A 21,330-nucleotide genomic window follows, 5' to 3' on the forward strand; every position below is an offset into this window, starting at 1 on the left:
CGTGTCCCTAGTGACTCGCTCAGGAACGGGCTCGCTGCGGGTCCTCGTCATTACGAAGATCTTCCCGAACGCTGCGGAGCCGGCGTCGGCCCCGTTCAACCGGCAACAGATCGGCGCGCTCGCAAGACGGTGTCAGGTCGACGTTCTCGGCACGATCCCGTGGCATCCCGGAGCGGGGCTCCTTGCGGGGCGGACGAGCGCGGGGCGCCTCACGAAGGTCCCGGACCGCGAGGTGATCGACGGGATGGACGTTCGGCATCCGCGCACGCTGTTCGTGCCGCGCATCGGTCATGGGCTGTGGGCACCTCTGTACTTCGCGTCGCTTGCGCCGCTCGTGCTCTCGTATCGCGGCAAGGTCGATGTGCTGCTGGGCACGTGGGCCTACCCCGATGGCGCCGCCGCCGTGGCTCTTTCGCGGCTCCTCGGTGTGCCCGCGGTGGTGAAGCTTCACGGGAGCGACATGAACATGATCGCCAAGCTCCCGGGGCCGAGGCGGCTGCTCCGCCTCGCGCTACCCCAGGCGGCCCACGTCGTCGCCGTGAGCCGTGCGCTCGCCGAGGAGGCGTGTGCGCTGGGGGTGCCCGCCGATCGCGTCTCGGTGGTGATGAACGGAGTCGACGCCGAGCTCTTTCACCTTCGCGATCGCGGCGCCGCCCGCCGCGAGCTCGGGCTCGCCGAGAGCGCGCGGATCGTTCTCTTCGTAGGGAATCTCAAGGAGTCGAAGGGAGTGCTCGACCTCGCAGCCGCCTTCGAGCGGATCGCGGGCGCCCATCCCAGTATCCATCTCGCGATCGTCGGTGGTGGCGAGGCGAAGGCCGCGCTCGTCGCGCTGGCCGCGCGCTGGCCGGGACGTGTCATGCTCGCGGGGGCGAGGCCGCTCCGCGAGGTGCCGATCTGGATGGCGGCGTGCGATGTGCTTTCGCTGCCGAGCTGGGCAGAGGGCACGCCCAACGTGGTCCTCGAGGCGCTCGCTTCCGGGCGGCGCGTGATTGCCTCGGCGGTGGGCGGAATTCCGGACCTGATCACGGCTCCGGCGCTCGGTGAAGTCGTCGCCGCGCGCGACGTCGACGCGCTCGCGGCGGCGCTCGGTCGCGCCGCCATGCTCGACTACGATCCGGCAGCCGTCGCGGCGCTCGGGGCGCGCGGGAGCTGGGCGGACAGCGCCGAACGGCTGCTCGATGTGCTCGATCGCGCGAAAGGGCCGGCCACTCGGGCGGCTCTCTAGCTTCCAGCGATGTCCCAAACACGGCACCCCGCGAGCCATATTCGCGAAGCGCTCGCTCACGGCTCGGGGGTCGGGGCGACCGCTGTGCGGCGGAGGCGCTGACCCGCCCTTCGCACGATCGCGGCCTGCAGTTCGGGAACCCCCGTCATGAGGAGCGCCGCGAACACGGCCGCGCTTCCGAGCGCGAGGAGGAAGAAGACCCGGTAGGTCGAGATCGGGACGAACACGAGCCCAGAGACCAGAGCGAGGTAGGTCAGCCCGAGGCGCACGGCGCGCGCATGCATCCGGTAATACGCGCCCGGCGTCAGCCCGAGGTCGTCCTTGAGGAGAAGCGGAAATGCGACCCCGCGGAAGAAGGCAAGGGGGATGGCCGTGCCGAGCGCCACGCCGAAGACGCCGAGCGGCTTCACGAGGACGACGCTCAGCCCGAGGTTGGTGATCGCTTCGGCGACGGTAAGGATGGTGAGGCCGCGCAGCTTCCCGCGTCCTAGGAGGAACGCCGAGCTCGGTCCGCTGAGGAGCGCGATGTAATACCCGGGCACGACGATGAGAAGGATCTGACCGCTCGTCGTGACCCATGGTTTGTGGAGCCAGAGCACGAGGAACTGCGGGCCGAGCACGGCGATGTTGACGAGGACGAACGAAGCCACGAGTCCGGTCACGAAGCTGGAGATGCGGAGCAGGTCGACGTTGCTCTTCTTGTCGCCGCTCTCTGCGAGCCCAGAAAAGCGAGGCATGAGCACGGCCGCGATCGTGCCGATCGCCATGAAGGAGACGCTCGCGAGGCGGGTTCCGACGCCGAAGATCGAGATGCTGATCGGGCTCTCGGGAAGGAGATAGCCGATGACGCCGGCGTCGAGCTGGAAGCGCACGACGTCGGCGACCATGATGAGCGTGACCGCCGCGCCCATGGTGACGAGCTTCCGCACCATGGCGCGATCGGCGCGGAGCGGATTGAGCTGGCGCACTGCGGGGGAGATGTAGAGCGCGGCGAAGGCCGACACGGCGGCGCGCGTGCTCGTCTCGCCGAGCGTCAGCAGCGCCAGCACCTCATAGGACAGCTCGCGCCGGTACGCGAAGTAGACGACGAGTCCGAGCTTGAACACCGAGTAGGTGCAGATCTCGGCGGTGTCGTGGATCCAGTGCATCGAGCGCATGCGGAGCGCCGCTACGAAAGGCCGCGACCCGAGCTCGAACACCATCGCGGCGCCCAGCGTCACGATGGTGAACGTGTGGCCGCTCGCGATGGTAGGGAAGAAATGCGGTAGGACGCGGGTCAGCGCGAGGGTCGTCAGGAGCGCGGTCGCCGCGAGGCACGTGAAGATCGCCGCGGACGTGTTCATGACGTTGGCGAGGTCGCCCGCGTCGCCGCGTCCCTCCGCGCCCGCGCCGTATTTCACGGTTCCCGCGGAGGTACCCAGGTCCAGCAGGCGCAGGTAACTGATGAACGAATTGATGAGGAGCCACCCGCCGTAGGCCGAGTCGCCGAGCCCGAAAAGGATCGCCGGGGTGACCAGGAAGGACCCTGCCGTGGCGACCGCGGTGCTGATCTGCGAAACGACGACGTTCGCGATCGTCCTCCGTCGCGAAGGGGGCTTCAGCTTTGCGGGCGGCGTGGACACACTCGACACGATGTGGCCCGTTGCTATCGGATGCCAGGAGGGAATGACGAGATGAAGGCGCCATCCACAGACGGCAAAGCTGCCGCGCCACTGCGGTGGGCTCGTGCTCGGCGCGTTCTGTTCTGGGCGATCGTCGTCGAGCTCGCGTGCTTCGCATTCTTCCTTGCGATCCTGGGGATCGGCGAGCGATCGCGCGTCGCGCTGCTGGCGCTCTACGCGCCTCGCCAACCGGTCCTCGTCGCGACGGTGCTGGCGGCGGTCGTCGCGCCGCTCACGAAGCGCCGGCTTCTCGTCGGTCTCCAAGGCGTTGCCTGTCTCATCGCGCTGTTTCCGGTGATGGGGCTCCATCTCGGCGGCGCCCGCGCGTCCGAGTTTCCTGTCCGCCTCGCGAGCTACAACGTCTTCTTCGGCAGGCTCGGCCGCCCCGCGCTGCTCGACGAGATCGGTGCCATGCAGGCGGATATCATTCTTCTCCAGGCCACGTACTCCTCGATGGGCGAGCGCGTGAAGGCGAGATTTCCGGATCGCTCGACCCACGAGTGCGACGACTTTCTCCTCATCACGCGCTACCCGATCGTGAAGGTGGAGGAGCCCCCGCCGCTCGCCGACGGAACGCCTGCCAAGTTCGTCGGCTACGTGCTCGAGACCGACGCCGGACCACTTCGCGTGTTCAACGTCCATCCTTTCTCGCCGCGGCAAGCGCTGTTCGATGACGATCAGACCAACGACAACATCCGGCATCGGGAGGAGCAGATCGCGGCCGTCATGGCTGCCGTACGTCGCGACGACATTCCGTTCGTGATCGCCGGTGACACCAACCTCCCAGGACTGAGTGCGACGGGCCGCCGCTACCTCGGCGATCTCCACGATGCCTTCGACGACGTCGGCTTCGGCTTCGGCTACACGTTTCCGGCGAAGCGCCCCTGGATGCGCATCGATCGTGCCTTCGCGTCGGACCGCATCCACTTCGTCGATGCCCGCGTCGGAAAGCAGGGCGCGTCGGACCATCGGGCACTGTTCGTCGAATTCGAGATCGACTCGCATCGCTGACGGCGTGCGCTGGTTATGCTGAGCGCCGAACGCGATGGGCCTCCTCAAGAAGCTTCGCAGCAAGCACTTCGATCGATGGCTGCCAGGCTGGGCTCGGCACGTCGCATGGCGATCGCTCACACGGCGCTACGACGGTCCACGGCATCTCATCTTCGCGCTGTGCGACCACTACGAGCCCCTGTGGGGGCGCGCGGACGAGGAGAGGGGCAAAGGGCGCGTCCGCGCCTGGCAGGAGGGATATCCTCGCCTCGTCGATCGCTATCGCGACGCCGACGGCTTCAGGCCGCGACATTCGTTCTTTTTTCCCGGCGAGCAGTACCGCCCGCACTCTCTCGATGCTCTCGCCGGCCTCGCGCGCAAAGGCCTCGGGGAGGTCGAGGTGCATCTCCATCACGACGGCGACACGGCTGCGACGCTCGAGCCTCAGCTGCTCGAAGCGCTCGCGAACTACGCGAAGCACGGCCATCTCGCGCGCGATGCCGATGGCCGTCTCCGCTACGCCTTCATCCACGGCAACTGGGCGCTCGCGAACGCACGGACCGACGGCCGATGGTGCGGAGTGGACGACGAGGTACCGCTTCTCTTCAGGACGGGCTGTTTCGCTGATTTTACTTTCCCATCGGCGCCCGATCAGTGCCAACCCAACATCGTGAACCGGATCTACTGGCCGGCCGGCGATCTCTCTTCCAAGCGCTGCTACGAGTCCGGAGAGCCGGCGCGGGTCGGCCACGTGAAAGACGATCGCATCCTGCTCGTGCAAGGCCCGCTCGCGTTGTCGCGGCGTCGGGATCGTCTCGGGATACGCATCGAGAGCGCAGAGGTCCGCGCCAACGATCCGGCCACGCCCGAGCGCGCGCGGACCTGGCTCGAGCAGGCCATCCACGTCGAGGGGCGGCCGGAGTGGGTCTTCGTGAAGCTCCACACGCACGGCGCGCCCGAGGCGGAGGCCGCTTCACTCCTCGGCAAGGGGGGGGACGCGCTGCATCGCATTCTCACGACGCAGTACAACGACGGCAAGACGTGGCAGCTCCACTACGTGACCGCGCGCGAGATGTACAACATCGCCATTGCCGCGATGGAGGGGCGTTCGGGCAACCCGAACGATTGCCGCGATCACGTTCTCCCTCCGCCGCCCGCCGCGACGGCGTGAGCGGCCCAGTCGGGTTTGAGTGCGTACTGCACCAAACCGACACCGAATCCGACTCCGTGGGAGAGATGGAGGACTGGAAAGATCGCAGCCACCGCCGGAGCGAGCGTCCAGCCGTGACGCCGCGACACGCGGAGGGCCTCCACCGCGACGAGCGCGCCATAGGCCCCGAAGGCGAGCGGCGCGCGCCGGCGCCACGAGGGCTTCAGGAGTAGCGCTCCTCCCGCCGTGACCATCAAGAAGGGGATGGCCGGGCGCGGAGTCGGGAAGGTCTTGTGCTTGAGAAGCGTACGGGCGCGTCCTTGTCCGTACCTGAAGTACTGGCGCGAGAGGCTGCGGAAGGAGTCGCGCGGGTAGTAGTGCACCACGATTTTCTTGCTGAGATAGATCTTGCCTCCCCCCGCGAGGATGCGCTGGTTCAGCTCGGCGTCCTCGTTCGTGATCGCCATCGGGTCGTAGCCGCCGGCCGCTTCGAACACGCGCTTCCGGAACGCGCCGAGGAACACGGTGTCGACGAAGCCCTCGGCGTCCGCGTTGCGATAGCGCGCTCCGCCCACCGCGACGGGGCTGTCGAGCGCCGCGCAAAGCGCACGCTGGAACCAGGTCTTGGGCCGAGCGCGCTGCGCCCCGCCGACGTTGGCGGCGCCGGTCGCTTCGAGGACGGCGATGCACTGTCGCACGTAGTCGGTCGCGTACCGCGCGTGGACATCCATGCGAATGATGATCTCGCCGCGGGCCTCGGCGATCACCGCGTTCATGGCCGCTGCCTGCAGCCTGCGAGGATTGTCGATGACGCGAACGCGAGGAGCGCCTGGCCACTGCGAGACGATGCGGCCTATGATCTCCCGAGTGCCGTCGGTGCTCATGCCGTCGCCGATGAGCACCTCGATGCTTGCCGGCGGATAGTCCTGCGCGAAGATGTCAGCGAGGCACGCCTCGATGTGGCGTTCCTCGTTGAAGCACGGAATCGCGATGGTCACGACCGGTCCGCTCGACACGTTGTCCATTCATCGCGACGTTAACCATGGGAGGCTCACGTCGATGGATGTCTACGGCCATCTCTTTCGTGGGGTGCTCTTCCCGCTGTGGGAAGGGGTGATTCGACGCCGCCCCACGCTCGGCAAGCTCCGCTCGCTCCAGCAGACCGAGTGGCTCTCCACCGAGAGGCTCATCGAGCTTCAGCTGAGCGAACTGCGCGGCCTCGTCGATCACGCGGATCGGCACGTTCCCTACTATCGGGAACGCTTTGCTGCGGCCGGGGTCGACGTCCGAGAGCTGCGAACGATGAACGACGTGCTGCGACTCCCGCTTCTGACTCGAGAAGACGCGCAGTCGTCCGAAGCGACGCGGCGATCGACGAGCGCTCCGGTCGTCGAGATCCGCAAATCCACGAGCGGCACCCTCGGTCTTCCCCTTTCGTTCGGCTACGAGCGCGCCTCCGAAGACTGGCGGCAGGCGGTTCGGCTGCGAAGTTACGCATGGGCGGGCTATCGGCCGGGGATGCGCACCTTCCACTTCTGGGGACCCGGCGCGCGGCAGGAGGGCTGGCGGAAAGCGAAGGTCGACATCGATCACTCGCTACGGCGGGACCGCTATGTCGATTGTTCCGTGCGTTCGGCCGAGCGATTGGACGAGGCGATCGCGGAGCTGAAGCGCTTTCGGCCGCAGACGATCATCTGCTTCTCGTCGGCAGGCGCCGACCTCGCACGCCGCGTGGTCGAGACGGGGGCGCGGTCGTGGGGCACGATTCCCGTCCTGTGCGGAGCCGAGGCGCTCGTGCCTTCGGATCGGAAGGTGATGGAGGAGGCGTTCGGTCCCGCCGTCTTCGAGACCTATGGCTCGCGCGAGGTGATGCTCATGGGCGCGGAATGCGCGGAGCACGATGGGCTTCACATTCCGATGGAGAACGTCATCGTCGAGGTCGTCGTGCGTGAAGGCGGAACGGTTCGCCATGCCGCTCCTGGTGAGGTGGGGGAGATTGCGGTCACGGATCTGCACAATCGAGCGATGCCGTTCATCCGGTACCTCAACGGTGATCGTGCCGTGGCTGGCGATGATGCGCCCTGTGCTTGCGGTCGCGGCCTTCGTCGTCTGCGCGCCATCGAGGGGCGCGTCGCGGCGATGCTGAGGGATGGGAGCGGCGCTCCCGTCGGCGGGCTCTTCGTACACGCCCTCCTCGCGCACGTGGGACATGCGTTTCGCGGATTCCAGGTGGTGCAGCGCGCCGATGGAACCGTCACGCTGCGCTTGGTGAAGAGCAACGGGTTCGACGAGCCTGCGCACCGCTATCTGCTCGACGGCTTTCAGAAGTACTTGAAGGGCGCCCCCGTCATCAGCGAGTTCTGGAGCGAGCTCCCGGTCAGCAGCAGCGGCAAGAGGCAGGTCATCCTTCGCGAAGCTTGACTGCAATTTGGACAGTTCTTCAGTGAGCGCTCATCGCCGCCACGCGAACGGAGATGATGGACGCGACGGCCAGGACACACGTTCCAGCGAGGTCTCGCTTCGTGACGCGGACCTCGAATTCGGGGTGCACCGCGCGAACCGCGATGTAGAGCGCTCCCGGAAGGGCAAGCCACACGAAGAAGATGGTCTTGTAGATGAACGACAAGAAGAACACGCCGGCGTGGAGGGCAAGCATCGACGCGGCGAGCGCCTCGGCGAAGAGGAGAGTGCCGGGGTCGAGCCCGGGCGGCGGGCGCCGCACGATGGCGAAGGGGACCTTCGTCGTCATCCAGACGAGGCCACACCAGACGAGAAAACCGGGGACCCCCAGCTCCGTGGCGATGAGCAAGTACGAGTTGTGCGCCGCCATGTTCATCGGGTTCTCCTTCGCGAACTGAGCGACGCCGATCCCGACCAAGGGATGGCTTTTCAGCAGCTGGAGCCCTTCGGCAAGGATCTCGGCGCGCTCCGCGGAGGACGAGTCGGCGTCCGTTCCGGAGCGCCACGACAGGACGACGAGTGGAGCCGTCATCATGGCGCCGGCGATGACGGCCCACCATCCGTACCGGCGGACCAACATGCTCACGACCGCGATGCCAACGACGATCTGGCCGCCGCGCGATTGGGTGAGGACGACGGCCCAAACGCTGACGAACAGGAACAGACCCAGCAGGAAGAGGGTCAACAGGCGCTTGCCGCCACGCACGGCGTCCGCATCGCTGGCTTTCGAACCGAACATGAAGAGGAACGGGAGGAGCGCGCCGATGATCACCGCCAGCTCGTTCGGATCGTCGAGCTGCCCGCGCCAGCGCACACGTCCCTGTGTGCTGATCGTCCCGAGCAACCCGACCCGCTCGCAGACGTAGTCGCTGCCAGGCACGCCGCCCTCCGATTCGCAGAGCCGGGCACCCTCACACGCGCGACCGTCGGGTATCATGGCAGGCTCCGAGCCCGGCTCCGAAGGATCCTCGTGCAGTTCGACGCACTGCCGCGGTTGCTCCCCCTGGTGGATCGCCACAACGGAGATGAACGCGAGGCACGCGAGGAGCACGGCCATCAGCGCTCGCAGCCGCTTCATCGTTCCGAACGCGAAGACGAACAGCAGCATGAAGAACGGGCCGAGCGTGATACTCCATCCCGCGCTCAGTCCTCGGTCGAGGCCCAGGCGGGCCACGGAGACGGCATAGGCCAACGCGCAAACCGCGGCGAGCCAGGGCAACTGTGGTGACGCCGCGGAGTCAGGACGTCGGCGCAACGTCTCCCAGCCGACGCCGGCCGCCGTGAGCGTGCTCAGAGCCTCGAGCGAGTGGAGCCCAGCGACCTCCGGCCACAGGTCCATGGGCCGGAGGAGGAGGAACACGACCAAGAAGAGTGCGCCGATGAACGCCATGATTCGAGCTCGCGCCCTAGCGGCGACGGCGCAACGCGAGGAGCGTGAAGCCGACGAAAATGAGCCCTACCGCTGTGCCGCCCGGACCCTCGCGAGCAACGTCGCAGCGACATCCACTGCGTGTGGCTGCCGGCATGGCTCCACGTCCCGGTGGCTCGATGGGCGGGGGAACGAGGCTAGGTTGCGGCGGTCGACTTGCTCCCGCGACGTCGTCCAGGGAGGAGGGGACGGGACGAGTCTGCGTCATGTCTTCCGTGACGCTGCAGGCCTCGGAGAGCAGGAGGGTAAGCGGTCTCGCGTCCATTCCACCGGACGCAGTGGCGTTCACGGTCACGGCACACAGCGGTCCGTCGCGCGTCGCGGTGACCCGGGCGTGGCCCGCTCGAGCGCCCGGCGCGTCGAGCACCACGTGATGGCCGGGCGCCGCACGATAGGTGAGCGTTGCTGGTTCGCCGGGCTCCGCGATCACCACGGAGGCGTGTCGCTTGCCACGCTCGAAGCTCACCACACGGTAGCCGGGCGCGCTGGTCAACCGTGGGCTGGGGAGCTTCTCGTTCGCTGCCGTCAGGTCAAGCACGTGGATGGCCGACGCGTCCCCGCCGCCCACCGTGAGGACGTAGTCCTGGACCGCGAAGCGCGCCGCGGTGCAGTTGCCACGCGGGGTGTCTTTTCCGAAGCAGTCGCCGGTGGTGGCTCGACGAACGAGTGGCGCTCCCGAGCTCGTGAAGAGCGGAACGATCGTCAGTGCTGACCGGCCGCTCGTCCCGCGAGCGCCGCGAGCGCCTTCGGGGTCGAGCGTCAGACTCGCGGTGCTACGAAAGCGCAAATGCAGCGGGTGCGCGGGCGAGGCGGTTCGCGCGCGATCTACGACGACCGTGGTCGCGTCCCCGTTCTCGCTCGGAATGAGCACTACGTCGCGCATCGCCATCGGCACGTCGCTTGGTCGTTCCTGGAAGCGGTAGTGATCCGCGTAGTCGCAGCGGGCCGTGACGATCGCCGACTCCGTCTGCCGCGCCCATACGTATCCAGTCTTCTCGCTCCAGTATCCCTGACTCGGCTGGTAGGGCCCCGGGAGCTGAGCGCTCTCGACCGTCGGAGCGTTGCTCGTGAGTGAGCTCAGCGAGCCATAGGGGCTCGGGTCCACGACCAACTCGTCCGAACCGCGCGTGAGCACGAAGTTCCCTGCGTTGGGCGGCAGATGGTCGACCTCGATGGATCGCGAACACTGCATCGCCATCCATGTGGCGTTGGTCGACCAGGTCGATCGTGCGTACAGCGTGGTGTTGCCGCGCGAGAGATAGAACGTCGGGGTGGTGTCGCGCGGGAAGGGCGTCGCTTCCACGTTCCGCGTGTCGGCGAGCACGTCGAAGATCAGGAACGACTCGTCCTTGGTGACGAGATGGAGCCGATCGAGCTCCGCTCTCGCCCATCCAGCCGCTGCATCGGGGGTTGGGCCAGCGATCGCACCCACGAGCGTGAACGGATTGGGAGCCACGCTCGGGGTCTCGTCTTGCGTGTCACCGCCCGCGAACGTTCCCTTGCCGGAAGGCGAGAGCGCGTGCACGTGCCTCCGCACGACCTGCTCCGCCCAGCGCTGGAAGTCGGGGAGGGGCATCCCCGCCACGATCATCGCGCGCGCCGCGAGCGCATAGCTGACGACCGCCAGCGGTCCGTACTGCCAGCCCTCGCCCCAGTCCCCTCCGTCGAGCAGGCCGCCGGGGATCGCCGCGGCTTTCATCTCGGTGCCCCAGACCTGCTCGGTCACATGACGCCACAGCGCCGTCCCGCTTTCGCCGGCTTCACTGCCCTGTGCGATGGCGATCAACGTGACCGCGAACAGGTAGCCCGCGTGGTAGTTCGTGGCCGGGCTCTTCGCCCGGTAGCCGTTCGCGTAGTACCAGTCGGTCCATGCTTTGAAGCGTCGCCGCGCCTTGGCGAGGAGGTCCGGGGTCATGCCCGGCGCGTCGTGGAGGAAGTCGTAGGCTATCGCCGCGTGCACGCCGACGGCGCGAATGGCGTATCCGCTGTCGTGGCGCACGGCGCTGTCGCCGCCCTTGCCGTCGCCGACGTACTCCCAATCGTCGAGAAGCGCGGAGAAGAAGTGTAGACCCGTTGCTGCATACGAGGCTTGGCCCGTCGCCAGATACGCGATCGCGCAGTTCGAGGCGTGTGCGCCCCATTCGAAGCCCATGTAGACGTTCTTCGACTCCTGCTTCAGAGCGCTGCCGACCCTGTTGCACTCGCGGATCGCGCGCACCACACCGGAGCCCTCTTTTTTCGCCAGCGACTTCATCGAGGCCCTCGTCGTCGCGTCCATCCAGAGGCGCGGGTGCACGCCCGCCGGCTCCGGAGGCGCGGCATGCGCCGCGACGCTGAAGGTCGCGCAGGCAGCGGTGAGGACCGCCGCACACGCGCGCGAAGGAAGTCCCGTCATGGCACGGGAACGTACGCAGACCTTGCCTGTCAGCAAGGCACGGCGTCACGCGAACCGGTCGCCCGCGGCGCGGTCTCAGAGTCGCGCTGCGGCCTCAGAGTCGCGGCGCGGCCTCAGAGTCCAAGAATACGATCCAGCTTGAGCACTCGGAGAACGGCCAACGGCTGCTCGTGCGCTCCCACGACGACGACCTGGCCGCCGTCGGCCTTCACCCGCTTGAAGAGCGAGACGAGCGCGCCCACGCCGGAGCTGTCGATCGACGTGAGCGCTTGGAGATCGACCGTCACGAGCTTCGGCTTCACGCTGACCACCTCGTCCAAGATCGGGCGGATGTCGCGCGCCGTCAGGGCGTCGAGGGAACCCTCGATCTGCAAACGGAGGTCGTTCTCGCGGTCCGTACGAACGCACTTCATCGGGCCTTCTCCGAGACGGTTCGTTTGGTCAGCGACAGGACGTTGGGTGAGCCGGCACGGTAGTCGACCTCGTCGACGAGGGCGTGAATCATGAAAACGCCCATGCCACTCTCCGGCATGCTGGCCAGATCCGGGGGCTCGACATGGCCGAAATCGACCTCCCGACCGTTGTCGAGGAGACGAAGAGTGATGGACTCGCGCAGCAGCATTGCCTCGAGCTCGAGCATGCCGTCCAGATGATCGCGGTATCCGTGGATGGCAATGTTGTTGAACGCCTCGCCAAAGGCCGTGATGAGCTCGTGGCGAAAGTCACTGCTCGCGCCCTCGACGTGCTGGATGAGCGTCGAGACGAGATCGATGGCGATGGGACGATACGTGAGTACCGCGGGAAACCGCAGTGTCACGCGCCGCACGCCACCTGCTCCGGACTCCGCTGTTGCGTTCATCGGCATGGTGAGGATTCTCGGCGACCAAGACGCTAACCGCTGGCGCCTTCCGCTACAAGACGACGGCTCATCGTCCTCGCGACATCGCCATGACAATGGGCGTCTGCACGATGATCCAGGCCTCGAGTCGCACGTACGACCAGAAGTCTTCGAGCGCCGCGGCGTAGCCGAGGTCGAACCCGAGTTTGATGCGCATGTCGTCGGCGAGCGCCCCCTCCGCCTCGGGGATGTCGAATGGATTGGTCAGCGTGTCGTGCAGCTTCGCGACGTCGCTGCCGGCGATGGCGGCGCCTGTGTAGCCGAGCGAGACCTGCGCGAGCCCGGTCAATCCCGGCTTGAGGCCCCGCGTGCGCTCCTCGAAGAACGGGATGACCATCGCAAGGTTCCTGAGCAGCTCGGGGCGCTCCGGTCGCGGGCCCACCAGGGACATGTCTCCGCGCAGCACGTTCCAGAACTGCGGGATCTCGTCGAGGCGGGTGGCGCGCAAGAAGCGCCCCACCTTGGTGATCCGCGGGTCGCCTGGGGTCGAGACCACTGCGCCGGAATTTCGCTCGGCGTCGACGGTCATCGAGCGGATCTTGTACAAGTCGAACTCGACCCATCGGGGCTCGCCGTCGGGCCCGTCGATAAGGCGCCCGGCGCGCCGCTGGACGTAGAAAATCGGTCCCGGTGACTCCGCCAGCACCGCCACGACGATGGGGACGTAGAGCGGAAGCGTCAGGACAAGACCCGCCGTCGATCCGACGACGTCGACCAATCGCTTCACGATTCGCACCGTGATGTGCACGCCACGACGATAGCTCGTTGACGAGCCGGAGAGCGTCACCATCTCGAGCTCGCCGCCGAGGTCTCTCTCGGTGCGCTGAGGTTCCGCATCGCCGCGCACCACGGAGACTTCGGCCGTCACCTCTTGGCGCAGTTGAGCGTCGTGGTCCCAGTCAAGGCACGACGATGACGTCGCCGCGAATGACCGTCAGGTTCTGTTCGGGATGCTCCCCGGACGTCGCGCTGGAGAGGTCGATCGGGATGCGTCGTGCGGGGTGCCCGCGCACGATGTAGATCGAGTCGGCGGCGTACTTGTTGGGACCGCCCGCCATCGCGACAGCCTCGACGGTCGAGACGTACGACTTGGACGTGTAGAGACCGGCGCGTTCCACGTTTCCGCTGACGGTGAAGTAGTAGCTGTTCACCTGGGCGATCGCGATCGACACCACGATCTCCTCGTTGCGAACGAACTCCAGGTAGCGCTGCGTGACTTCCTGCTGCATCTCCGTGGCCGTCCGGCCGGCAGCTTGCACGTCGCCGATGAGGGGAAGCGTGATGATCCCATCGGGCCGGACGACGACGTCGGCAGACAGGTCCTTGTTCTTCCAGACGACGATCGACAGATGATCGAGCGGGCCGATCTTGAATTCGCTCGCGCGCGGATCGGGCTCGCTCTTGTAGTCGTAGGCCGGCATCGAGCGACAACCTGCGGCGAGCGTAGGGATTGCGGCGACCACGGCTGTGGATGCCGCAGCGCTCTCTAGCATCCTGCGAACGGGGGAGCGCTTCCGTCGAGTCATGGGTGGCGCGCGAACAATAGCACCCTCGCAGTGTGATGTTAGATTCGGAAACGATGTCTGTCGCGATGCCAGGAGCGACGAAGGCAACCCGTACGATTCGGGAAGAGATCGACCGTCTCTTCACGGTTCTTCGGCGCGGGCTCACCTTCTGGAAGCGCTCGCTTGCCGTGTTCCTCGTCGTGTCACTGGCGGCGTTCGCCTCCGTGATGTCGGCGCCCCGCACGTACAAGTCCGAGACCGTGATCCTGTACCAGGACTCGATCCGTTCGGGTGACCTCCCCGGGGCCGAGGGCGGGAGCGAGAACGCACGCCGTGTCGGCGCGCGCTTGCGCGAGATGCTCATGTCGCGTGCGATCCTCGAGCCGCTCGTCCGCGAGATCGGGCTCTACCCCTCGCTCGTCGAGAAGCGCGGCCTCGTCGATGCGGTCGACGAGATGCGCAAGCACATCACGTTCCGCGCGCGTGAGGGCGACACCTTCGAGATCGCTTTCGAGTCGAGCAGCAGGGAGCTGGCGAAGGAGGTCGCTCGACGTCTCGTCGAGTGTATCGTGCAAGATGCCGCGTCGCGCCGGACCGAACACGCCAAAACGCTCAAGGAGTTCCTCGACGCCGAGAGCGATCGGAACAAGGTCGATCTGAAGGCGAAGGACGCCGAGCTCGCGAAGTTCCTCGCGGTCCATCCTGAGTTCGCAAGGCCCACGCCAAGCGATATGCATTCCGCCGAGCCGATCGTTGTCCCGCCGGGAGCCGCGATCACGACCGGCGATCCGCTGCTCGCGGCGCTCGAGTGGAAGGCCGCGCGCCTCGAGCGCCAGCTCAGGACCGTGCCGGTCGCGGGCCAATCCACGGCGGCGAAGCCCTCTCCTCCCCGGCCCGCGAAACTGCCCGACAGCGCGGAGCTCGTTGCGGCGCGGAAGGACGTCGAGGACAAGGCCGGGCGCTTCACGGAGAAGCATCCAGACGTCATTGCCGCGCGCGCACGCCTGCGCTCCGCGGAGGCAGCACAGGCCGCAGCGCAGGCCACAGCGGACGCCGCAGCGCAGGCCGCAGCGGAAGCCGCAGCCGAGGCCGCTGCGCAGGCTGCTGCGGAAGCCGCAGCGCAGGCCGCTGCGAACGAGGCTGCTCCATCCGCGATGGACGAGAACCGAGAGGAGCTCGCGGCGCAGCTCGCCACCCTCAAGGCGCAGATTGCCGCGCGGCGAACCCCCGGCGGCGCGACGGCAGGTGGCAAGCAGACGCACGCGCCCGCGCCGGCCGACGGCCACGCGGGCGCCGTCGACCTCGAGGTCGAGTTCCGTCGTCTCACACGCGAAGCGAACGACGTTCGCGAGAGGCAGAGACAGCTTGACGACAAGCAATTCAAAGCGTCGATCGCGGCAAGCTCGTTGCTCAACGAACGGAACATCCAGGTCTCGGTGCTCGATCCCGCGTATCTGCCGACGCACCCCAGCTCGCGGCCCCGGTCGACTGGGCTCGCGGTCGGTCTGCTCGTCGCCTTCGTTCTCGCCCTCTTGACGGCGCTCGTCTCCGCACGCCTCGACGATCGCATCCACGATCGCATCGATCTCGAGGCCCTCTACGTCATGCCGGTCCTCGCTGTTATTCCGAGGCCGAAGATGCTGCCTAGAAAAGAGCGGCTGAGCCAGGATCGCGTGGTTAGTCTGAGAGGTGATGGCTGACGAGCCCCATCTCGGTCCGACGTGGGGCGTGTCCCCGCCGTCCCCGCGCGCGTCCGTGGAGTCCGCGGAGTCCGAACCGTCGCTAGAGGCGACGGTGCGCGACGTCGAGGAATTCGTTTCTCGTCCTCTGCTCATGCTGCCGCCCGCGCGCGTCATCTCCGTTGGCCCGGCGCCGAACGCGGAGGTGAACCCGTATGTGGTAGTCGACAACGAACAACCTCTCCCCGATCACCGGGCGGCGTTCGACGCCAGGACCATCTCGAGTATCTCGAGTACCCCCCCGCCGCCTTTCCGCGAGGTCAGGCGTGATCTCCGCGACCCGCGACTCGTGTTGCTCACCGAGCCGGATTCGTCGCGAGCGGCGAGCTTCCGCCTCCTGCGCGACAACATCCTGATGACGTCCAGCCCTCAAATCATCGCTGTCTCGAGCGGCGCCACGCACGAGGGCAAGACGACGTGCGCGATCAATCTCGCGCTCGCCTTGAGCGAGCGCCCCGCGACGCGCGTGGTGCTCATCGAGGGAAATTTTTCCGTACCGGCCCTCGGCGAGATCTTTCGTATCGACGCGTTTACGGCCCCGGCCAAGGACATGAACCGCCCATGGCTCTTGCCCTACCGGATCGCGGAGATCATGCGCGGCTTCCATGTCGCGGCACTGGTAGAGCCCGCGGGGGGGCCCGCTCCGGTCTTCAACCGTCGGTGGTTCGACATGGTGATCGACGATCTCGCCGGGGCTGGCTACGACTTCCTGGTCATCGACGCCGCTGCGCTCGACGGCTCGGCGCCGGTCCTGCAGGTGATCGGGGCTGCGGAAGGAACGCTCCTCACAGTGCGTTCAGGCAGGTCGACCGCGAGAACCTTCAGGCGTGCTGCCGAGCAGATCCCGAAGGGCCGCGCGCTCGGGGTGACGCTGATGGACGGCGACTGACCACCCGGCCGTTTGTGTGCGTCCTCGCAAACCAGCTCACTCGGAGAGCTCGACGCCGCAGAGGACCAAACCGCGATCGAAGACGTACTTGCCCTCGAGGCGTTTCACGCATTCCGGAAGGCTCGGTTTGCGCGCGCGTGCTTCGAAGCGCCGCGCGGCCGGCGCGAGCCTGATCTCGACATCCTGGAAATCGAGCATCGTCTTCGAAAGCGGATATTGGCACTTGTAATAGGCCTCTTTCGCGCTGAAGAGCAGGATGGGAAGATCGTCGGTAAGCACATCTCCGAGGGCGTACATTCGAGCGCGTTCGGCGGGCGTGGCGATGAGTTCGATGGTCGACGGCTCGAGCCTTCGCACGATCTCCGCGTCGACACCGACCGCGCGCATCGGCGGGCTTCGATGTACCACGACGGCGCAGTAATCACGCGTGTGCGCGATGCTGCCGACGACTCCCGCCGGCCAAACGGGCGCGCGATCATCCGTGGGAACGAGCGCGGTCGGCGCGAAGCCCATCTCGGCGAGGGCCTTGCGGGCGCAGACGCGAGCGGTGCCAAACTCCGCGCGTCGCTCGGGGACCGCGTTTTTGAGGTATCCGACCTCTTCGGGGAAGAGCTGATCGTCGACGAGGGATGTCGCGGACTCCACGATCACGGCGCCGCTTCGAAAGAGAGTCGTGAGCAGCGAAGTCCGCGTGCTCGTGCGGAGCGTGTTCACGACGTCCACCGGAACAGTCGTACCGCCAGCGCGAAGCAGGCGAGCGCGGTGCCCACGAGGACCCCGCACGGAGTCGCGACGGCTTTGAGCGTCGCGCCTTTCTCGAGCTGGGCTTGCAGTCCTTCGAGCTCGACTTGGAGGGCGATGCGGTCCTTGCCCTGCGCCGCAAGCAACGCCTTCGTGAGCTCCATCACCCGCGCGAGTAGGCGACGGCTCTCCGCTTCGAGCAGGACAACTGCTTGGCGGAGGACCTCAGGATCTTTCTCGCGATCGAGGTCGATACCCACGACGCTCTTATGCGCGACGCGCGGCGACGTCGCAAGAGCGCAGACCTGTGGAGCGAGGACCGCCCCGCGCTTCTTCTCCCACGACGCGGCAACGTGGCCCTTCGAGAGCCGCCTAGCCTCCTGAACCGCGTGCCTAAGCGGATTTGAAGGTTCCGCCTAGCATCCAGGAGAAGAGCCGGGACGCGCCGCTGCCCCTCCACCGGCATCGAGCGAGAGCGACGGTTCGACGCGCTTGCTGTGGACGTCTCCTCGTCGCCCTGAACGTGGTGAGCGGGCGCCGAAGGTGCCGCGTCGGCGGACTTGCCGAGCACGTCGAAGTGACCGTTCGACACGAGTAGGCCGGCCTCGCCTAGCCTAGCCTATAAGATAGAAGTTTATATCATGCGATAGTCCGCCTGACGATGCGGCGCGAGAATCATCCAAATTCTCGACGCATTCCCGGTGGGTTCCGTGGCACGGACGATGCTCTGAGAGTCCTCGAACAACACGACACGGAAAACGAGAACTGAAAAGAGACCGCCCGTGGGACTTCGGCGCGACTTCCGAACCTAGCCTCTGAAGCTGAGCAAGCTGGTCGCGTTCATCACTCCCCGGGCGGTCTCCCTATGTTCGAGTCAGCCGAGTCGCGCCCGCAGGAATGGTGGATCGGCCATGACGACCCCGGACTCCAACGTCGTAGAGCGCGTCGCGCGTGAGGACATGGTGATGTTCATCAACGCCTGCTTCGCGTGCACCGGGCAGAAGGAGTTCTACGGCGATGCTCGTGGCCAGGGCGTCTCGATCGACTTCCTCCACGAGTACATCCTCGGCAACTACCGGCGCCTGTACGCGCGCTCGCTCGCGGCAGGTATCAACCACTTCAACAAGGGCCACGTCATCACGAACCTCCTCGCCACGGGCGAGAGAACGCCCGAGGCGGACCGCGAGGAGGAGGGAGCGCTCATCTTTGCGGCACTGCGCGCGTTGCCAACACAGCGTGCCTACCGGATTCTGGAGGGCCTTCGCGCGCGGAAGATCAACAACCGACGTTCTCGAGCCATCGCACGGCGATATCTCGCCGAGCGCGGCGATCTCGCATTCGAGGCGCTGAAGTATCGGAACAAGCTGCGGGCGGTCACCACACACGCCCACGTGGCGCTTCCCGGCGAGCTCGGCACGTTTCTGTTCCGTGGTTGGCAGCAGCAGCGATTCGAGACGCCTCTGTTCGAGATATTTCGGCAGGCCCATTACGCGAAGAAAGCGGTCTTCGAGCTCCCCTACACGATCGCGGAGGGGTTCGCAGCGAAGCACAAGATCCCGCGTGATGAATTCCTCGCCGGGATCGAGGCCCGAATGACGATGGAGGAGAAGCTGCGCCTCCAGAAGACGGCGAAGCGAGAAGCAACGACCCTCGATGTGGATCTCGGGCGGGCAGGTCTCACGCGTCTTGCGATCTATCTGCTCGGAATCGCGGTTTCAGAACGGGAGAAGTCGCGCGACGTCGTCGAGGCGGCGTTTCAGCAAGCCTCACGGCGTACGCTCCGGCGGTCGCCGCAACGCCTCGGCCGCGTCGCAGCAATACTCGATCGCAGCTTCTCGTCATCGGGATCGTCCGAAAAGCGTCGCCGACCATTGGCCGTTGCTTGGGCCGCTAGCCAGCTGCTTCGAAGCGCATCGAAAGAATATCGGGCATTCTGGACACCGCGCCTCGATGACGAACTCGGAGTGACGGCCCACGGCCAATCCGATCTCGCGACGCCTCTTCTCGAGGCGCTCGAATGGGGAGCCGACTTGATTCTGATCGTGTCCGACGGCTACGAAAATGATCCTCCGCGCGGAGCTGCCGAGGTCGCTCGGATATTCCGCAAGCGGCTGGATCCCGATCGCAAGACGTCGATTGTTCACCTGAACCCGGTGTTCGATGCGGAGCACTACGCCCCGCGTACCATCAGTTCGGCGATCCCCACCGTTGGACTTCGAGACGCCGAAGATCTCCTGACCATGTTGGGATTCGCGCGCTTCGCCGACGGGTCGGCTCCGCTCTCGGAGCTCGAGGATTACCTCGCCGACCGTGTGAATCAGATGCTGCGTGCACCGGTGGAAGCCGGTCGGAATCACGACGATGAACCGACGGAAGGAGTGTGCTGATGGGAGCCCGTTCTCCGCGACTCGAGGCGCTCGAGGCGCTCGTGCTGCGCGGTCTAGAGGTTGCTCCCTCGCAAGTCTGGGGCGGCGTTCGAATCGTGCCGCTGCTGCGAAAGGAGATCCGTCAGGACCTGCGTCTCGCCAAGCGCTCGTACGGTGAAGACGTGATGGCGGTCTCGCTCGACGGTGAGCTCCTCGCGCCCGGGATCAAGTACGTGTCGTACGTCCCGCACGGACTCGTCGTGTCGTGGAGTACCAATGGCACTGCGGCGGCCGCTTTCGGAACGCACCTCCAGGCTCGAGATGGAAGGCGGTTCGGGAAGGGGCCGTCCACGGTCCGGGTCGCTCACCGTATGGCTCGTCGGGAGGACAAGAACAGCCTGCGTCTTCTGCCGTTGCACCTCGCGATGGAGGGATTCCTCGCCCTTCATTTCGGAGGTCCCGAAGTTGCCTGGAGCGAGTATTCGCGACGTGCCTTGTCGACGGGGCTCGACCCGCGTTGGGAAGACGCCGTGCTGGGGTCGTGGATCCCCGGTCTCGACGACGCACTCCGCGTCTTCGAGATCCACGAGCGTCAGGTTGGCGTGTTGCTCTTCGTAGCAGAGGCGCTTGCCTCTGCGTTCGTGGTCCCGCATCCGGACGATTACCGCGCGCTTCATCGAACGCTCCTCGAGGACTTCTACGGAACGTTGATCGTCCATCACGGCCTCCACGCAACGACGTCGCGGACGGAAGCGTCGATTGACGACGAGCGCGTTTCGTCGCTCGCAGATCTCCGACAAGGGCTGGCCGTGATGCGCGCCGAGTGGGCGGCGTTTCACGATGAAATGTCGAATGGACTCCTCGGTAAAGAGGTGCGCTCCGAGCGAATTTACCGCGCCGGGCCCTTTCAACTTCAGCGTTTTGCGACGAATCTCTCCCCTTCGGAAGAGAATCACATCGGCGAGGCGATCGTTCGCGAAACTGGCGAATTGGAATATCTGAAAACATTCAGGCTGTCCGCGGCACAGACCCGGCGCGCATTTCTTCTCTCGCAGCTGGCGTCGCAAAATTGGAATCTCGACGCCACCGCGGTCCTCCTCCGGCATTCCAAAGACGAGCTGATCCGGCGGTTGGAGAGGTCGGGCTTCGACTACCTACTCAAGGAGCACGTATTGCAGGCGGCGCGACGTCGTCACTGACAAAAGATCATCGGAGCTTCGTGGGCGTTACGGAGAGGGTGAGATGGTGCGCCTCGCCGTCGACTTGAGCGACGACGCTGGACTTCCCCTGCACTGCGAGCGCCTTCGTATGGGTGGTGAGTTTGTCGACGGTCGGCAAGCTGGCCGACGTCGCTTCGAGATCGACCGAGAGGAGCAGGTCGTCGCCCTTCGTCTCGAAGCTGGTGAAGAGCTTCGTGCCGACGTCTTGTCGGGTTCCGCCGAGAGGGACGCCTGCCGGGATCTGCGCCGTCGTCGGCACGGCCGCCGAGAGGAGCGTGTTCTTGCCGACGAAGACCTCTCCCTTTTCGTGCTCGGGGAGGGTCAAGACGAACGCGACGTTCGAAGCCGGCGCGTCCTTCGAGGTGAGGACGAAGTCGAGGCGATAAACAGCGTCGCTGGTCCGCCTCGCGGGCGCGGACGAAGGCGTGGTCGGCGAGGCGACGGCGGCCGGCTTCGGCGTGCAAGCGATGGAGGAGGCGAGGGTGGAGATGGCGCAAAAGGCGAACACACGATTGGAGATCATGCGCGGCGTTAGGCAAGGCGTATGCCTCGACGTAACGCCATGAAAACCGCGAAGAGTGCCTGCGCTGCTGCCCGCGCGAGAGACAGGTTGGCAAGCGTGAGCGTCGAGTACGTCAATTCGTCCGCCGTGAACCTGAGGG

19 protein-coding genes are annotated in these 21,330 nt (G+C 66.3%); 8 read left to right on the top strand and 11 right to left on the bottom strand.

Translation table 11 applies throughout. From position 1 onward, the window contains the following. Nucleotide 1 precedes the first annotated feature (1 nt). The gene (locus AKJ09_RS23240; RefSeq protein WP_146649401.1) at nt 2–1,225 is read left to right on the top strand and encodes a glycosyltransferase family 4 protein; all 1,224 of its coding nucleotides are present in this window, start codon (nt 2–4) and stop codon (nt 1,223–1,225) included. Nucleotides 1,226–1,281: 56 nt separating this feature from the next. On the opposite strand, the gene AKJ09_RS23245 is transcribed toward AKJ09_RS23240, so the two are convergent. Continuing rightward, nucleotides 1,282–2,856 (bottom strand): lipopolysaccharide biosynthesis protein, encoded by a 1,575-nt coding sequence (locus AKJ09_RS23245; protein ID WP_146649402.1) that lies wholly within the window; start codon nt 2,854–2,856, stop codon nt 1,282–1,284. 42 nt (nt 2,857–2,898) lie between these two features. Here AKJ09_RS23245 and AKJ09_RS23250 point away from each other — a divergent pair, with 42 nt between their 5' ends. Then, entirely contained in the window at nt 2,899–3,897 is a 999-nt protein-coding gene (locus AKJ09_RS23250; RefSeq protein ID WP_169927781.1) for an endonuclease/exonuclease/phosphatase family protein, read from the top strand. A gap of 34 nt (nt 3,898–3,931) precedes the next feature. Next, nucleotides 3,932–5,047: a hypothetical protein gene (locus tag AKJ09_RS23255; protein WP_146649404.1), complete on the top strand. Its 1,116-nt coding sequence runs from the start codon at nt 3,932–3,934 to the stop codon at nt 5,045–5,047. Here the strand turns inward: AKJ09_RS23255 and AKJ09_RS23260 are convergent. Beyond that, the gene (locus tag AKJ09_RS23260; RefSeq protein WP_146649405.1) at nt 5,011–6,051 is read right to left on the bottom strand and encodes a glycosyltransferase family 2 protein; all 1,041 of its coding nucleotides are present in this window, start codon (nt 6,049–6,051) and stop codon (nt 5,011–5,013) included. The genes AKJ09_RS23255 and AKJ09_RS23260 overlap by 37 nt on opposite strands. Before the next feature lie 34 nt (nt 6,052–6,085). Here AKJ09_RS23260 and AKJ09_RS23265 point away from each other — a divergent pair, with 34 nt between their 5' ends. Further along, nucleotides 6,086–7,447, top strand: coding sequence for a phenylacetate--CoA ligase family protein (locus tag AKJ09_RS23265; protein WP_169927782.1), 1,362 nt, complete (start codon nt 6,086–6,088; stop codon nt 7,445–7,447). Between the two features lie 19 nt (nt 7,448–7,466). On the opposite strand, the gene AKJ09_RS23270 is transcribed toward AKJ09_RS23265, so the two are convergent. From AKJ09_RS23270 to AKJ09_RS23295, 6 genes are all read right to left on the bottom strand, one after another. After that, nucleotides 7,467–8,876 carry an O-antigen ligase family protein gene (locus AKJ09_RS23270; RefSeq protein ID WP_146649407.1) on the bottom strand — a complete coding sequence of 470 codons (1,410 nt, stop codon included), beginning with the start codon at nt 8,874–8,876 and terminating at the stop codon, nt 7,467–7,469. A gap of 16 nt (nt 8,877–8,892) precedes the next feature. Then, complete coding sequence (locus tag AKJ09_RS23275; RefSeq protein ID WP_146649408.1) at nt 8,893–11,310, bottom strand: hypothetical protein; 2,418 nt, start codon at nt 11,308–11,310, stop codon at nt 8,893–8,895. A 113-nt stretch (nt 11,311–11,423) separates the two neighbouring features. Then, nucleotides 11,424–11,723, bottom strand: coding sequence for an STAS domain-containing protein (locus AKJ09_RS23280; protein ID WP_169927783.1), 300 nt, complete (start codon nt 11,721–11,723; stop codon nt 11,424–11,426). Then, complete coding sequence (locus AKJ09_RS23285; RefSeq protein ID WP_146649409.1) at nt 11,720–12,175, bottom strand: ATP-binding protein; 456 nt, start codon at nt 12,173–12,175, stop codon at nt 11,720–11,722. The genes AKJ09_RS23280 and AKJ09_RS23285 overlap by 4 nt, the downstream gene beginning before the upstream one ends. A gap of 61 nt (nt 12,176–12,236) precedes the next feature. Continuing rightward, nucleotides 12,237–12,998: a sugar transferase gene (locus tag AKJ09_RS23290; RefSeq protein WP_146655630.1), complete on the bottom strand. Its 762-nt coding sequence runs from the start codon at nt 12,996–12,998 to the stop codon at nt 12,237–12,239. Nucleotides 12,999–13,107: 109 nt separating this feature from the next. Beyond that, on the bottom strand, nt 13,108–13,671 hold the full coding sequence (locus tag AKJ09_RS23295) for a polysaccharide biosynthesis/export family protein (protein ID WP_169927784.1): 564 nt from the start codon (nt 13,669–13,671) through the stop codon (nt 13,108–13,110). A 116-nt stretch (nt 13,672–13,787) separates the two neighbouring features. Here AKJ09_RS23295 and AKJ09_RS23300 point away from each other — a divergent pair, with 116 nt between their 5' ends. Then, the gene (locus AKJ09_RS23300; protein WP_146649411.1) at nt 13,788–15,413 is read left to right on the top strand and encodes a GumC family protein; all 1,626 of its coding nucleotides are present in this window, start codon (nt 13,788–13,790) and stop codon (nt 15,411–15,413) included. Next, nucleotides 15,406–16,341, top strand: a complete 936-nt coding sequence (locus AKJ09_RS23305; RefSeq protein WP_146649412.1) for a P-loop NTPase family protein — start codon at nt 15,406–15,408, stop codon at nt 16,339–16,341. The genes AKJ09_RS23300 and AKJ09_RS23305 overlap by 8 nt, the downstream gene beginning before the upstream one ends. Before the next feature lie 36 nt (nt 16,342–16,377). On the opposite strand, the gene AKJ09_RS23310 is transcribed toward AKJ09_RS23305, so the two are convergent. Together AKJ09_RS23310 and AKJ09_RS23315 are read right to left on the bottom strand one after the other, a co-directional pair. Then, nucleotides 16,378–17,064 carry a 4'-phosphopantetheinyl transferase family protein gene (locus tag AKJ09_RS23310; RefSeq protein ID WP_205633783.1) on the bottom strand — a complete coding sequence of 229 codons (687 nt, stop codon included), beginning with the start codon at nt 17,062–17,064 and terminating at the stop codon, nt 16,378–16,380. After that, nucleotides 17,052–17,342 (bottom strand): hypothetical protein, encoded by a 291-nt coding sequence (locus AKJ09_RS23315; RefSeq protein WP_146649413.1) that lies wholly within the window; start codon nt 17,340–17,342, stop codon nt 17,052–17,054. The genes AKJ09_RS23310 and AKJ09_RS23315 overlap by 13 nt, the downstream gene beginning before the upstream one ends. 651 nt (nt 17,343–17,993) lie before the next feature. On the opposite strand from AKJ09_RS23315, the gene AKJ09_RS23320 reads away from it, so the two are divergent. Beyond that, nucleotides 17,994–19,469, top strand: a complete 1,476-nt coding sequence (locus AKJ09_RS23320; RefSeq protein WP_146649414.1) for a hypothetical protein — start codon at nt 17,994–17,996, stop codon at nt 19,467–19,469. Then, nucleotides 19,469–20,647 (top strand): ARPP-2 domain-containing protein, encoded by a 1,179-nt coding sequence (locus AKJ09_RS23325; protein ID WP_146649415.1) that lies wholly within the window; start codon nt 19,469–19,471, stop codon nt 20,645–20,647. The genes AKJ09_RS23320 and AKJ09_RS23325 overlap by 1 nt, the downstream gene beginning before the upstream one ends. Nucleotides 20,648–20,654: 7 nt before the next feature. Here the strand turns inward: AKJ09_RS23325 and AKJ09_RS23330 are convergent, their stop codons facing one another. Then, complete coding sequence (locus tag AKJ09_RS23330; protein ID WP_146649416.1) at nt 20,655–21,191, bottom strand: hypothetical protein; 537 nt, start codon at nt 21,189–21,191, stop codon at nt 20,655–20,657. Between the last annotated feature and the right edge of the window lie 139 nt (nt 21,192–21,330).

Origin of the sequence: Labilithrix luteola (assembly GCF_001263205.1) — a bacterium.
Taxonomy (GTDB): domain Bacteria; phylum Myxococcota_A; class Polyangia; order Polyangiales; family Polyangiaceae; genus Labilithrix; species Labilithrix luteola.

What these genes read in the sequence shown, in the direction of transcription:
- AKJ09_RS23270 (WP_146649407.1), bottom strand. Translation starts at nt 8,876, where the DNA reads ATGGCGTTCATCGGCGCACTCTTCTTGGTCGTGTTCCTCCTCCTCCGG.
- AKJ09_RS23250 (WP_169927781.1), top strand. Translation starts at nt 2,899, where the DNA reads ATGAAGGCGCCATCCACAGACGGCAAAGCTGCCGCGCCACTGCGGTGG.
- AKJ09_RS23285 (WP_146649409.1), bottom strand. Translation starts at nt 12,175, where the DNA reads ATGCCGATGAACGCAACAGCGGAGTCCGGAGCAGGTGGCGTGCGGCGC.
- AKJ09_RS23330 (WP_146649416.1), bottom strand. Translation starts at nt 21,191, where the DNA reads ATGATCTCCAATCGTGTGTTCGCCTTTTGCGCCATCTCCACCCTCGCC.
- AKJ09_RS23305 (WP_146649412.1), top strand. Translation starts at nt 15,406, where the DNA reads ATGGCTGACGAGCCCCATCTCGGTCCGACGTGGGGCGTGTCCCCGCCG.
- AKJ09_RS23300 (WP_146649411.1), top strand. Translation starts at nt 13,788, where the DNA reads ATGTCTGTCGCGATGCCAGGAGCGACGAAGGCAACCCGTACGATTCGG.
- AKJ09_RS23260 (WP_146649405.1), bottom strand. Translation starts at nt 6,051, where the DNA reads ATGGACAACGTGTCGAGCGGACCGGTCGTGACCATCGCGATTCCGTGC.
- AKJ09_RS23265 (WP_169927782.1), top strand. Translation starts at nt 6,086, where the DNA reads ATGGATGTCTACGGCCATCTCTTTCGTGGGGTGCTCTTCCCGCTGTGG.
- AKJ09_RS23255 (WP_146649404.1), top strand. Translation starts at nt 3,932, where the DNA reads ATGGGCCTCCTCAAGAAGCTTCGCAGCAAGCACTTCGATCGATGGCTG.
- AKJ09_RS23280 (WP_169927783.1), bottom strand. Translation starts at nt 11,723, where the DNA reads ATGAAGTGCGTTCGTACGGACCGCGAGAACGACCTCCGTTTGCAGATC.
- AKJ09_RS23275 (WP_146649408.1), bottom strand. Translation starts at nt 11,310, where the DNA reads ATGACGGGACTTCCTTCGCGCGCGTGTGCGGCGGTCCTCACCGCTGCC.
- AKJ09_RS23325 (WP_146649415.1), top strand. Translation starts at nt 19,469, where the DNA reads ATGGGAGCCCGTTCTCCGCGACTCGAGGCGCTCGAGGCGCTCGTGCTG.
- AKJ09_RS23320 (WP_146649414.1), top strand. Translation starts at nt 17,994, where the DNA reads ATGACGACCCCGGACTCCAACGTCGTAGAGCGCGTCGCGCGTGAGGAC.
- AKJ09_RS23290 (WP_146655630.1), bottom strand. Translation starts at nt 12,998, where the DNA reads ATGGTGACGCTCTCCGGCTCGTCAACGAGCTATCGTCGTGGCGTGCAC.